This window comes from Hymenobacter armeniacus (genome assembly GCF_014699055.1).
Lineage (GTDB): Bacteria > Bacteroidota > Bacteroidia > Cytophagales > Hymenobacteraceae > Hymenobacter > Hymenobacter armeniacus.
Genome location: NZ_JACXAC010000006.1, coordinates 137,597 through 149,767, shown reverse-complemented (window position 1 = coordinate 149,767; position 12,171 = coordinate 137,597). Strand labels below are relative to the sequence as shown.

The following is a 12,171-nucleotide window of genomic DNA, read 5'->3' as shown; positions in this document are numbered from 1 at the left end:
GCACTACAACTTTGGATTCTGATGCAGCGCCAGCACCTCAACTACCTCGCACGGCCCGATATTTAGCCCACCTTCTCGGAAATAACCCCGTGTACCAAGCTTTATGTGCTGGCTGTGAAATTCCCGAAAAGCAGAATTTAGAATATACATATCAGCCAAGCCAGAATTAGGCATGGGCTCACCTTCGGGCAGCATTTCGCCAGATGGTGTGATGAATATCGGCCAAATCACAACTATCTGATTTGGTGGGCTTATGTCCTCGTATTCGTAAGCAAAATCCCACCGGATGCCCTGGAAGAGCGGCTTCTTGCGCCCGCCTTCTTCGGCGCTGTAGATGCGGTAGCTTACCCGAAAATCTGGCGGCTGGTGTTCGGAGGAAGAAGCCATCGGGAACTGGCTGGGCTTTAATAATCAGAAGAGACTTCTGCTACTATAGCATCTGTTGATTACCTGCGCAGTGGAGATGCTGCGACTTCGCTCAACATGACGTTCTAAAACTAAATCCGCTCGTCCTCGGCCGTTTCCTCGGTGGCTTCCACGCTGTTTTTCTCCACGATTTCGCGGGCCAGGTTGAGGTAGCTGATGGAGCCTTTACTCTCAGCGTCGTGCAGAATGACGGGGATGCCGAAGCTGGGCGACTCGCTCAGCTTCACGTTGCGCGGAATGATGGTGTCGAAGGCGAGCTGCTGGAAATGCATGCGCACTTCTTCCACCACCTGGTTGCTCAGGCGCAGGCGCACGTCGTACATCGTGAGCAGGATGCCTTCGATTTCGAGGTCGGTGTTGAGGCGGCTCTGGATGATTTTGATGGTGTTCAGGAGCTTGCCGAGGCCTTCGAGAGCGAAGTACTCGCACTGCACCGGGATGATGACCGAGTGCGCGGCCGTGAGGGCGTTGACCGTGATGAGGCCCAGCGACGGCGAGCAGTCGATGATGATGTAGTCGTACTGCTCGGCGAGGGGGCGCAGGGCCTCCTTCATTTTTTCTTCGCGGTTGGGCAGGTTTATCATCTCCACTTCGGCGCCCACCAGGTCGATGTGGGAGGGCATGAGGTCGAGGTGGGGCAGGATGTTGGTGGGCAGGATGATGTCCTGGGCGTTGATGCCGTCCACCATGCACTCGTAGATGCTGTTCTGGATGTCCTTGGGGTCGTAGCCCACGCCGGAAGTGGCGTTGGCCTGGGGGTCGGCGTCGACGAGCAGGGTCCGGTAGTCCAGGGCGGCCAGGGACGCCGCGAGGTTGATGGAAGTAGTGGTTTTGCCCACCCCGCCTTTTTGATTGGCTACCGCGATGATTTTTCCCATGAGTCTCTCTAGTTGTCAGTTGTTCGTTGTCAGTTGTTAGTGGTTTGTTGCTTCATCATCAGGTAGTGGGCTTTTTAAGGGCCTTTCAACTAACAACTGACAACGAGCAACCGACGACTAAAAACTAATAACTTTTGCCGTAGCATTGCACAAAGATACATTCTTTCCCTGTTCGCATGGCCCCTTTTTTGGCTCGTTGGGCTGGCTTCTCGGCTAACTGGTTTGGACTTTCGCTGGGCTTGCTAACGCTGGCCGGCTGCCACGACGCGGCCCGCCCGGCCGCCGACGAGCGCCGCGTGTTTCGCTACAACCAACCCGAGGCCCTGTCCTCGCTCGACCCCGCTTTTGCCCGCAACCAGGCCAACTGGTGGGCGGTAGGCCAGCTCTACAGCGGGCTGGTGGAGCTGGATTCGACCCTGCTGCCCGCTCCGGCCCTGGCCCGGCGCTATAGCATTTCGCCCGATGGCCGCCTCTACACCTTCGTGCTGCGCAAGGGCGTGCGCTTTCACGACAGCGACGTTTTTCCGGGCGGCAAAGGCCGCGAAGTGAAAGCTGCCGACTTCGTTTACAGCTTCAAGCGCATTCTGGACGCGGCCACGGCCAGCACCGGCGGCTGGATTTTTCGGGGCAAAATCCTGGAGAAGCCCGACGGCTCGCCCAGCGACACGGCCTTCGTGGCCGCGAACGACTCCACGCTGCGCATTCATTTGAAGGAGCCGTTTGTGCCGTTTCTGGGCATTCTGACCATGCCCTATGCCTACGTGGTGCCGCACGAAGCCGTGGCCAAGTACGGCAAAGACTTCCGCGAGCACCCGGTGGGCACGGGCCCGTTCCGGTTCAAGCTCTGGGACGAGGGCAATATCCTGCTCTACGAGCGCAACCCCAGCTACTGGCGGCGCGACCGGCAGGGCAAAGCCTTGCCCTATCTGGACGCCGTGGCCATCAGCTTTCTGCCCGACCGCAAGACCGAGTTTCTGACTTTTATGCAGGGCAAGCTGGATTTCCTGTCGGGCATCCGGGCCGGTTCGCGCGACCTGATTATGCACCCGGACGGCACCATCCGAGAGGATTTTAAGGGCAAATTCACGGTGCAGAAGGTGCCGTACCTGAACACGGAGTACCTCGGCATTCAGTTGGATTCGGCTAACCTGACGGGGGAGCAGGCCGTGCAGGGCCGGGCCCTGCGCGACAAGCGTGTGCGCCAGGCCTTGAACTACGCCCTCAATAAGCCCGAAATGCTGACTTACCTGCTGAACCGGGTGGGCACGGCCGGCACCTCCGGTTTCGTGCCCAAGGCCTTGCCGTCGTTCTCGGAGAAGGAAGTGCCGGGCTACAGCTACCAGCCGCAAAAGGCCCGGCAACTGCTGCGCGCCGGGGGCTACGGCCCCGGCAAGCCGCTGCGCCTGCGCCTAAGCACCGTGCTGGAACGCAAGGAGATAGGGGAGTACCTGCAAAAGCAATGGGCCGACGTGGGCGTGCAGGTCCAGATTGACATCAACCAATCGGCGGCGCAGCAGGACCTAGTGGACAACGGCCGGGTGGCCTTTTTCGCCAAAAGCTGGCTGGGCGACTACCCCGACGCCGAAAACTACCTGGCGCTGTTCTACAGCCCCAATTTCAGCCCCGGCGGCCCCGACAAAACCCACTTCAAAAACGCGCAGTACGACAAGCTCTACGACGAAGCCCGCCGCACCCAGGACGTGGCCCGGCGCACGGCGCTCTACCAGGCCATGGACCGCATTGTGGTGGAAGAGTCGCCCGTTATCAGCCTGTATTACGACGAAGTGGTGCGCCTCACGCAGAACAACGTGCGCGGCCTCACGCCCAACCCCATGAACACGCTGCTGCTGGAGCGAGTACACAAGGACTGACCCACCTTTTCGCCTTTAATCTGACTCGTTATGCGCTTTCTCCGCCCGTCGATTCTACTGGTGCTGCTGGCCCTGCCGTGGGCGGGCGCCGTGCGTGGCCAAGCCGCTGGTGCTGCCTCCGAAGCTGCCCCGCTGGTGATGGGGCAGACGTTCACCATTGCCTCCAAGGCGCTGGGCGAAACGCGCCGCATCAACGTGTACCTGCCGGCGGGCTATGCCGAATCGACTACGCTGCAGCTGCCGGTGCTTTACATGCCGGATGGCGGCATGCAGGAGGATTTTTTGCACGTAGCCGGCTTGGTGCAAGTCTCGGTGGGCAATGGCACGATGCGGCCGTTCATCCTAGTCGGCATCGAAAACACCGAGCGGCGGCGCGACCTCACCGGGCCCACCACCAACGAGAAGGACAAGAAAATAGCCCCCCGAGTGGGCGGCTCGGCTGCTTACCGTCAATTTCTGCGCGAGGAATTGATGCCGGCCGTGAAAAAGCGCTACCGCACCACTGCCGAAACGGCCATCGTGGGCGAGTCGCTGGCGGGCTTGTTCGTGGTCGAAACGCTGCTGCTGGAGCCCGAACTGTTCAATACCTACCTAGCCTTCGACCCCAGTCTGTGGTGGAACAACGGCCAGCTGGCAAAAGAAGCCAGCAAGTTGCCTTGGTTCACGGCCAAGAGCAGCCAGCTCAAAACCGTGTTTCTGGCCATCAGCCGCGATGGCGACCCGGACGTCGTGAGCCAGTTGGCCAAGCTGCTAAACAGCAAACCGGGGGGGCGCATCACTGCCTATTCCGAGGCCATGCCGCAGGAGTCGCACGCCACCATCTACCATCCGGCGGCGCTGAAGGCGTTTCGCACGGTGTTCAAGCCCGCGCCTTCGGAAGGAAAATGAGCCGGCCCGCGACTGGGGCGCGCCCTACCTGTCGGCCGCGGTGGACTGAACCAACGGGTCGAACTGGTGCCCGAAATAGGTGACGAGCTGCCGCACGTTTTCGGGTTCGCCTTCTTCTACCCGCACCACTTTGAGCTGGCCGTTGGCCTGCCGCACGCCAATGATGGTGCTGGGCAGGTCGGTGGTGTGCTGGGTGTATTGCTCAGCAAACTGGTCGAAATGCGCTTCCTTGGCCTGGCGCAGCAAGTCGTCGACAGCGGCTTTGGACAGCCTAAGCTCTTTCTGGCCCACAAACGGCACGCCGCGCCGGCCTTCGTACAGCACGCGCCCATCGGCAAACACCTGCATGCGGTAGGCCGGACAAGTGCCGAAGCAGGGCGTCCGCTCGAAGGTGATGACCGGGCTTTCCTCGGCCGCGGGCTTGGCGGCAGCCACGGGCTTTGTGCTGCTTTTGGCCTTTTTTACCTTCACCTTCTGGGTTTTGGAGGCGACTTTTTGGGCGCAGGCGGGCAGCGCGAGGCCGAAAGCAAACAGGAACAGCAGCAGGGCGAAGTGGCGCATGACGGGGGGGTATAAAAGGAATTGCCGCGTGAATGTAGGCAAACAAAAAACCGGCAGAACGAAAACCGTGCCTATGGTCTTCGTTCTGCCGGTTTTGGCCCGCCACCCATTCCGGATGACGGGAAAGATTACGACTTGCGCTTGGCCTGGGCTTCGCGCTCCTGCGCGGCCTTCATGGCTTCGGCAATGCGGCCCTGCAGGCCGCTGGGCTTCTTGTCCTTGTTCTTGATTTTGTTGGCTTCGAGCTGGGCGCGAATCTTGGTGTCATCCACCAGGCCGCGGGTGATGGCCTGCTGCGCGAAAGTGATGACGTTCGACACGAAGTAGTACCAGGTGAGGCCGGCCGCAAAGCTGTTCAGCACGAACAGGAAGATGATGGGCATCAGGTAGCTGTACGTCTTCATCGGGCCCTGCATGGCCGTGTTCATCTGGTTGCTCTGCCAGGTCATCACCAGGGTGGAGGCCGTCATGAGCAGCGTGAACATGCTGATGTGGTCGCCGTACCACTTGATGTAGAAAGGCAGTTTGGCAAACACGTCGTAGGAGCTCAAGTCCTTGGCCCACAAGAAACTCTGCTGACGCAGCTCAATGGCGTTGGGGAAGAACTGGAACATGGCAAACAGGATGGGCAGCGTGAGCAGCGTGGGCACGCAGCCGCTCAGCGGGCTCACGCCGAAGGTCTGGTAGAGCTTCATGGTCTCCTGCTGCACCTTGGTCTGGTCGTCGCCGTACTTGGCCTTCAGCTCGTCGAGCTCGGGCTTCAGCACTTTCATGCGGGCCTGGCTTTCGTAAGTTTTGTAGGTCAAGGGCCACGTTACCAGTTTGATGAGCACCACCAACAGCAGGATGATGATGCCGTAGGAGCTGATGTATTGCTCCAGGAAATGGAACACGGGCAGCACCACGAAGCGGTTTACCCAGCGAAACAAGCCCCAGCCGAGGTACACGTTGCGGTCGAACTCCGGCGCCACTTCCTTCAGGGTGTTGAAGGCATTGGGGCCGAAATAGAAGCGGTACTGGCCGCGGCCCTGCTCCACCTCGGCCACCGGAATGGAGAGCGTGCTGCTCAGCGTTTTGATGGTTTTGGGGTCTTCCAGGTTCACGTTCGAATTGAACGCGCCGCCAGCGAAAGGCTGCTGGTCGGCAATGAGGCCGGCCACAAAAAAGTCGTGCTTGTGCGCCGCCCATTTCACCGGTCCGCCGGCTTTGAATTCCTCGGGCTTCTCGCTGGCTTCGGCCAAGGCGCCCTGGTCGCCAGCGGCAAGGTAATGGTTGATGGTGGTGTGGTTGCGGTTCTGCTTGAGGTCCTGCTCGGTCTGGCGCACCTGGTCCACGAAGCTGAAGGTGAGCGGCTCCTGGGCCACGGTGCGCTCCAAGCCCACCAGGCGCAGGTCGTACTTCACTTCAAAGCTGTTGGCGGGCAGCGAGTAGGTCTGCACAATCTGCCCCCCGGCCACGGGCGCCGTGAACGTGAGCACCGACGCGCCGTTGGCTTGCGAGGGCGCAGCCTGAAAATTCAAGTCCGAAAACTTGATGGTTTTGCCGTCCACGGTACGGAAGCGGGTATCCATGCGGGCGCTTTTGGCGTCGAACAAGTCCAGCGGCTGGCCGAAAAAAGTCTTGTACTTCAGCAGGCGCACGGCCGTCACGCGGCCGCCGCGCGTCGAGAGCGTCACGTCGAGGTTGGCGTTGGTCAGGTGCAGGTCCTGGGCCGGGCCGGCCGTGGTGTCGAGGGCGGTTTCGGGGGCCAGTGCGGCGGCGGCCGGAGCCGCGGCTGGCGTGGCCGCCGCAGTAGTGGCCGGGGGCGTTTTGCCGGCGGCTTTCTCGTCCTTCTTCGGGCTGAAGAAAAACAGGTACACGAGGAGCAAGGCCGAGATGAGGAACAGGCCGGTTGCTTGATTTCTATCCATTACGATGTTAAAGTTGCGAAGGGGCAAAGGTACGGCGGGACGCTGCGCTTAATGAAGAATGAAAAAGAGGAATAAATAATTGCAGACGCCTGTCCTCCTGAGCGCAGCGAAGAACCTTATCGCGCTTGGGTAAAAAGAATTACCACAAACCGTTTTGACGTGATAAGGTCCTTCGCTGCGCTCAGGACGACAGGCGTCTGCAATTGCTTTGAAACCTGCCTACCCCTTGCGGTGCTGAATGGCGGCCCGCACGAAGCGCACGAACAGCGGGTGGGGCTGCTCCACGGTGCTTTTCAGCTCGGGGTGGAACTGACCGGCCACGAACCACGGGTGGCTGGGCAGCTCAATCACCTCCACCAGGCCGGTTTCGGGGTTGGTGCCGGTGGCTTGCAGGCCGGCTTCCTCGAAGCGGGGCAGGTACTGGTTGTTGAACTCGTAGCGGTGGCGGTGCCGCTCGCTGATGTGGTTGCGGCCGTAGGCTTTGGCCGCTTTCGAGCCGCGGCGCAGGTCGCAGGCGTAGGCACCCAGGCGCATGGTGCCGCCTTTCTGGGTGATGTTTTTCTGCTCCTCCATCATGGCAATGACGGGGTTCGGCGTGAGGGCGTCCATCTCGGTGGAGTTGGCGTCGAGCAGGCCCAGCACGTGGCGGGCGTATTCCACCACGGCCACCTGCATGCCCAGGCAGATGCCAAAGAAGGGAATGTTGTTTTCCCGCACGTAGCGCACGGCGGCAATCTTGCCCTCGAAGCCGCGCTCGCCGAAGCCGGGGGCCACCAGCACGCCGTCGCAGCCGTGCAGCAGGCCGGCAATGTTTTCGGGCGTCACGTGGTCGGACTGGATGCTGCGCACCGTCACCTTGCACTCGTTTTGGGCGCCGGCGTGCACAAAGGCCTCGTTGATGGACTTGTAGGCGTCGGGCAGCTCCACGTACTTGCCCACGAGGGCGATGGTCACTTCCTCAGTCGGGTTTTTCAGCTTGCCCAGAAAGTCCTTCCACGCCTCCAAATCCGGCTGCTGGGCGCCACCGGTCAGCTTCAGGCGCTTAATCACCCGCTCGTCCAGGCCCTCTTTGCGCATGAGCAGCGGCACCGAGTAGATGCTGTCGGCGTCGAGGCTTTCGATGACCGAGTTGATTTTGACGTTGCAGAACAGCGCGATTTTGCGCCGCATTTCCATCGGAATCGGGTGCTCGGAGCGGCACACCAAGATGTCGGGCTGCAGGCCGGCCTCGCGCAGGTCGCGCACCGAGTGCTGGGTGGGCTTGGTTTTGAGCTCGCCGGCGGCCTTCAGGAAAGGCAGCAGCGTGAGGTGAATGACCAGCGAATCGTACTCGGGCAGCTCCCAGCGCAGCTGGCGCACGGCCTCCACAAAGGGCAGGCTTTCGATGTCGCCGATGCAGCCGCCGATTTCGGTAATCACCACGTCGAACTGGCCGTTCTGGCCCAGCAGCAGCATGCGCCGCTTGATTTCGTCGGTGATGTGGGGCACCACCTGCACCGTTTTGCCGAGGAAGGCGCCTTCGCGCTCGCGCCGGATGACGTGGTCGTAGATGCGGCCCGTAGTCACGTTGTTGGCCTGCGAGGTGGGCGTGTTCAGGAACCGCTCGTAGTGGCCGAGGTCGAGGTCGGTTTCGGCGCCGTCGTCGGTCACGTAGCACTCGCCGTGCTCGTACGGGTTCAGCGTACCGGGGTCGATGTTGATGTAAGGGTCGAACTTCTGGATGGTGACTCGGAAGCCGCGGGCCTGCAGAAGCTTGGCCAGCGAGGCGGAAATGATTCCTTTGCCGAGTGAAGAAGTGACGCCGCCGGTAACGAAAATGTATTTCGCTGCCGACGCGCTGGGGGAGGGGTTGGAGCGTTCGGGCATGACGGGAGTCAAAAGTACGGCGCCCAAAGTTGGAATGGCGGAAAAAATGCGCGGCCGGGCCACCAATGCCGCCGCAGCTAGCCCATGACGGCCCGCAAAAAAGAGGCGGGTGTTTCCGCAAACGATTGCGAAAGTCGCTGGGAATTAGTACATTTATTCATGGCACATTTCATCAATCACCTCGTCCAGAGCTGGGGTCTGAGCCCGGTTCACTACTGGCACTTGCGCCTGCTCACGGCCTTGCTGCTCACGCCGTTGCTGGGCGTGCTCTACGTGGTGCTTTTCGACCGGCCCAAGCGGCCCACGGCGGGCCGCCAGCTGTGGCACCGGTAGAAAGGCGCCTAGGCGTTTCGCCATTCTGCCTTGTCGCGCTCGCTGAAGCATAGCGCGCTTCGGCAAGCCGTTTCGTTGGCTGGCGCGGCCGGGTGTTTCTTTGGGCTGGTAAATACAACCCGGCCCCATGTTGCACGGAACCCTGCTCCTCGTTCTCGGCCTGCTGTTCGTCGTGTTTCTGCTGGTGATGCTGGCGCAGCAGCTGCGCATTTCCTACCCCATTTTTCTGGTGCTGGGCGGGCTGGCGCTGAGTTTTGTGCCCGGCCTGCCGCGCGTGGCCATTGCGCCCGATTTAATATTCCTGATTTTCCTGCCGCCGCTGCTCTACGAGGCGGCCTGGACCACCTCCTGGAACGACTTTTGGCGTTGGCGCCGGGCCATCGGGCTGCTCGCGTTTGGGCTGGTGGCGTTCACCTCGCTCATTGTGGCCTACGTGGCGCGGGCCGTCATTCCGGGGTTCACGCTGGGGCTGGGCTTTCTGCTGGGCGGCATTATTTCGCCGCCCGATGCGGTGGCGGCCACTTCGGTGCTGCGCGGCATCAAGGTGCCGCGGCGCGTCACGGCCATTCTGGAGGGCGAGAGCCTGATTAACGACGCCAGTAGCTTGATTGTGTTTCGGTTTGCGTTGCTGGCGGTGCTCTCGGGCACGTTTGTGTGGCAGCAAGCAGCCACCAGTTTTCTGCTCACCAGCGGCATGGGGCTGATGGTGGGGCTGGGCGTGGCCTGCGGGTTTTTCCTGATTCATAAGTACCTGCCCACCACGCCCAGCATCAACACGGTGCTCACCTTCATGGCGCCCTACGTGATGTACTTGCTGGCCGAGGAATTCCACTTTTCGGGCGTGCTGGCGGTGGTCAGCGGCGGCCTGCTGCTCTCGCACTTGTCGCACCGGGTGTTCGACGCCAATACGCGCCTGCAGGCCAACAGCGTGTGGGCCAGCGTGAGCTTCGTGCTGAATGGGCTGGTGTTCATTCTCATCGGCCTGCAGCTGCCCATTGCCGTAGAAGGGCTGGGCGAATACTCTCTGCAGCAAGGTATTGCCTACGGCCTGCTGATGAGCGGGCTGGTCATCGTCATTCGGCTCCTCTGGATGTATCCGGCGGCGTTCATTCCGCGCTATTTGAGCAAAAGCATCCGCAATGCCGAGCCCAGCCCGGGCTGGCAGGGCACGCTGGTGCTGGGCTGGGCGGGCATGCGCGGGGTGGTTTCGCTGGCCTCGGCGCTATCGGTGCCGCTGCTGACCAACGACGGCCTGCCGTTTCCGCAGCGCAACCTCATTCTGTTCATCACTTTCGTGGTCATTTTGGTCACGCTGGTGCTGCAGGGGCTCACGCTGCCGGCCATCATCCGCTTCACCCGGATTGCCGAGCGCGACGACCGCATGCCCCTCGAAGAGCAGGAAGCCGGCGTGCGCCTGCACCTGCGCACCGCGGCCGTGAAGCACCTGCAGCGCCACTACGCCGCCGAAACGGAGGCCAACGAGCTGATTGCGCGCCTGCAGCAGCGCATGCAAACCGAAATCAACCTCACCACCCGCACCCTCAACGCGCTGGAAACCGACCAGGCCGGCCGTGACGCCCTGCGCCAGTACCACCTCGTGCTGCTCGACGTGCTGAACGTGGAGCGCGAGGCCCTGGCCCACCTGCGCCACCACGACAGCTTCGACGACGAAGTGCTGCGCCAGCAGGAAGCCCAACTGGACCTGGATGAGGCCAAGGTGAAGCACATTGAGCGGTAGGGGAGGGCGGCCGGCATGACGTGCTGATTATTTTTTCCACTCCGTTGCTTGCGTCGTTTCAGGCCGCCGCTATCTTTGCGGCACGCTCCCTAATCGGGGCACTTATCAAGAAAGGCGGAGGGACAGGCCCTGCGATGCCTTAGCAACCAGTAGCAATACCAGGTGCTAAATCCTGTTCTGAATCAGTTTCGGCCGGTTCAGGAGAAGATAAGTCTACAAGATGTTCCCCGACTGCAGCGGTGGTGCTCTTCTGACTTGTCGGAAGGGCTTTTTTTGTGCCCTTTCGGTGAGAAATCTTGAAAGTGCTCAGGTACCCGGGTGCGTTTTCGTCTCAACCACAAAACGCTCATTGCCTCATGCAAGCCTCCACCCGCCTCATTCAGTCCTTTCCCGTCGACGAACAAACCGGTGCCCTCGCGGTGCCGATATACCAGACCTGTACCTTCGTGCAAGAGTCGCCGGGCGTGCACAAGGGCTACGACTACTCCCGCACCGCCAACCCCACCCGCAGCGCCCTGGAGCAGCTGCTGGCCGGCCTCGAGCACGGCCATTCGGCCTACGCCTTCGCCAGCGGCATGGCCGCCATCGATGCCGTGCTGAAGCTGCTCTCGACCGGCGACCAGATTGTGGCCATCGACGACATCTACGGCGGGGCCTTCCGCCTGTTTGAGCACGTGTACCGCCGTTTCGGCATCGACATCGTGTATTGCGACACCGCCGACTTGGCCCAGGTGCAGGCCGCCATCAATGAGCGTACCAAGCTGGTGTGGCTGGAAACGCCCTCGAACCCCACGCTCAAAGTCTCCGACATTGCCGGGCTGGCCGAGCTGGCCCACGCCGCCGGCGCCTGGCTGTGCGTCGACAACACCTTTGCTTCGCCCGTGCTGCAGCAGCCCATTCTGCTGGGCGCCGATTTGGTGGTGCACAGCGCCACCAAGTACCTGGGCGGCCATTCGGATTTGATTGCCGGCGCCGTGGTGGCAGCTACCGAAGAGCTGGGCAAGCAAATCCAGTTCATTCAAAACGCCTCGGGCGCCATACTGGGGCCGTTCGATTCGTTTTTGGTGATTCGCGGGCTCGAAACGCTGCATCTGCGCATTGCCCAGCACTGCAGCGCGGCCCTGCAGGTGGCCCGCTTCCTGCAAAGCCGCCCCGAAATCCAGGCTGTGTATTACCCCGGGCTGGAATCGCACCCCAACCACGACTTGGCCCGGCAGCAGCAGCCCGACGGTTTTGGCGGCATCATCGCGCTGGTGCTAAAAGACGACACTGTGGAAGCGGCCACGCAACTTGCCACCAGCCTGAATTACTTCAAGCTGGCCGTGAGCCTGGGCGGCGGCAAGAGCCTGGTGTGCCATTCGGCCTCGATGACGCACACGGCCATCCCGGCCGAGCAGCGCCGCGCCGCCGGCTTTGCCGACAGCCTGCTGCGCCTCTCCATTGGCCTGGAGGCCGCCGACGACCTCATTGCGGATTTGGCGCAGGCCCTCGATGGCCTGGGCGCTGCCGCGGCCAGCGCACCGCTGGCGGTGCCCGAAGCAGAGGCCGTGCTGGCCTAGCCGCAACGGCGGGCGGCAGGTGGCGGCCCCGCGAGGGGCACCACTTGGCCGGTGGGGGCGTTTTATTCGGCCGATTTTGGGGCATCAGGCATGATTTGGGGCATAAAAGCCTCCCCAGCCGCGGCTGTTGCGTAAGTTGCG

The 12,171-nt window shown here is 61.7% G+C and carries 10 protein-coding genes and 1 riboswitch; of the genes, 5 read left to right on the top strand and 5 right to left on the bottom strand.

The genetic code is table 11. From position 1 onward, the window contains the following. Positions 1-3: 3 nt before the first annotated feature. Together IC234_RS18070 and IC234_RS18065 are read right to left on the bottom strand one after the other, a co-directional pair. Positions 4-387, bottom strand: coding sequence for a hypothetical protein (locus IC234_RS18070; RefSeq protein ID WP_190927368.1), 384 nt, complete (start codon positions 385-387; stop codon positions 4-6). A gap of 110 nt (positions 388-497) precedes the next feature. Beyond that, positions 498-1,304: a ParA family protein gene (locus IC234_RS18065; protein WP_190927367.1), complete on the bottom strand. Its 807-nt coding sequence runs from the start codon at positions 1,302-1,304 to the stop codon at positions 498-500. 176 nt (positions 1,305-1,480) lie between these two features. On the opposite strand from IC234_RS18065, the gene IC234_RS18060 reads away from it, so the two are divergent. Beyond that, the gene (locus IC234_RS18060; protein ID WP_190927366.1) at positions 1,481-3,175 is read left to right on the top strand and encodes an ABC transporter substrate-binding protein; all 1,695 of its coding nucleotides are present in this window, start codon (positions 1,481-1,483) and stop codon (positions 3,173-3,175) included. A gap of 30 nt (positions 3,176-3,205) precedes the next feature. After that, positions 3,206-4,063: an alpha/beta hydrolase gene (locus IC234_RS18055; protein ID WP_190927365.1), complete on the top strand. Its 858-nt coding sequence runs from the start codon at positions 3,206-3,208 to the stop codon at positions 4,061-4,063. Between the two features lie 24 nt (positions 4,064-4,087). On the opposite strand, the gene IC234_RS18050 is transcribed toward IC234_RS18055, so the two are convergent. The 3 genes from IC234_RS18050 to IC234_RS18040 all read right to left on the bottom strand — a co-directional run bounded on the left by IC234_RS18050 (position 4,088) and on the right by IC234_RS18040 (position 8,400). Next, entirely contained in the window at positions 4,088-4,624 is a 537-nt protein-coding gene (locus IC234_RS18050; RefSeq protein WP_190927364.1) for a DUF6438 domain-containing protein, read from the bottom strand. Between the two features lie 128 nt (positions 4,625-4,752). Next, a complete protein-coding gene (yidC, locus tag IC234_RS18045) occupies positions 4,753-6,534 on the bottom strand; it encodes a membrane protein insertase YidC (RefSeq protein ID WP_190927363.1) in 1,782 nt (593 codons plus the stop codon). Between the two features lie 219 nt (positions 6,535-6,753). Further along, positions 6,754-8,400: a CTP synthase gene (locus tag IC234_RS18040; RefSeq protein WP_190927362.1), complete on the bottom strand. Its 1,647-nt coding sequence runs from the start codon at positions 8,398-8,400 to the stop codon at positions 6,754-6,756. Positions 8,401-8,559: 159 nt separating this feature from the next. Between IC234_RS18040 and IC234_RS18035 the strand changes: the two genes are divergently transcribed. From IC234_RS18035 to IC234_RS18025, 3 genes are all read left to right on the top strand, one after another. Then, positions 8,560-8,733 (top strand): hypothetical protein, encoded by a 174-nt coding sequence (locus IC234_RS18035; protein WP_190927361.1) that lies wholly within the window; start codon positions 8,560-8,562, stop codon positions 8,731-8,733. 127 nt (positions 8,734-8,860) lie between these two features. Further along, positions 8,861-10,471, top strand: a complete 1,611-nt coding sequence (locus IC234_RS18030; protein ID WP_190927360.1) for a Na+/H+ antiporter — start codon at positions 8,861-8,863, stop codon at positions 10,469-10,471. A gap of 99 nt (positions 10,472-10,570) precedes the next feature. Next, positions 10,571-10,685: riboswitch (SAM riboswitch) on the top strand. Between the two features lie 142 nt (positions 10,686-10,827). Next, positions 10,828-12,030: a trans-sulfuration enzyme family protein gene (locus IC234_RS18025; RefSeq protein WP_190927359.1), complete on the top strand. Its 1,203-nt coding sequence runs from the start codon at positions 10,828-10,830 to the stop codon at positions 12,028-12,030. Positions 12,031-12,171 lie beyond the last annotated feature (141 nt).

What these genes read in the sequence shown, in the direction of transcription:
- IC234_RS18070 (WP_190927368.1), bottom strand. Translation starts at nt 387, where the DNA reads ATGGCTTCTTCCTCCGAACACCAGCCGCCAGATTTTCGGGTAAGCTAC.
- IC234_RS18065 (WP_190927367.1), bottom strand. Translation starts at nt 1,304, where the DNA reads ATGGGAAAAATCATCGCGGTAGCCAATCAAAAAGGCGGGGTGGGCAAA.
- IC234_RS18060 (WP_190927366.1), top strand. Translation starts at nt 1,481, where the DNA reads ATGGCCCCTTTTTTGGCTCGTTGGGCTGGCTTCTCGGCTAACTGGTTT.
- IC234_RS18055 (WP_190927365.1), top strand. Translation starts at nt 3,206, where the DNA reads ATGCGCTTTCTCCGCCCGTCGATTCTACTGGTGCTGCTGGCCCTGCCG.
- IC234_RS18050 (WP_190927364.1), bottom strand. Translation starts at nt 4,624, where the DNA reads ATGCGCCACTTCGCCCTGCTGCTGTTCCTGTTTGCTTTCGGCCTCGCG.
- yidC (WP_190927363.1), bottom strand. Translation starts at nt 6,534, where the DNA reads ATGGATAGAAATCAAGCAACCGGCCTGTTCCTCATCTCGGCCTTGCTC.
- IC234_RS18040 (WP_190927362.1), bottom strand. Translation starts at nt 8,400, where the DNA reads ATGCCCGAACGCTCCAACCCCTCCCCCAGCGCGTCGGCAGCGAAATAC.
- IC234_RS18035 (WP_190927361.1), top strand. Translation starts at nt 8,560, where the DNA reads ATGGCACATTTCATCAATCACCTCGTCCAGAGCTGGGGTCTGAGCCCG.
- IC234_RS18030 (WP_190927360.1), top strand. Translation starts at nt 8,861, where the DNA reads ATGTTGCACGGAACCCTGCTCCTCGTTCTCGGCCTGCTGTTCGTCGTG.
- IC234_RS18025 (WP_190927359.1), top strand. Translation starts at nt 10,828, where the DNA reads ATGCAAGCCTCCACCCGCCTCATTCAGTCCTTTCCCGTCGACGAACAA.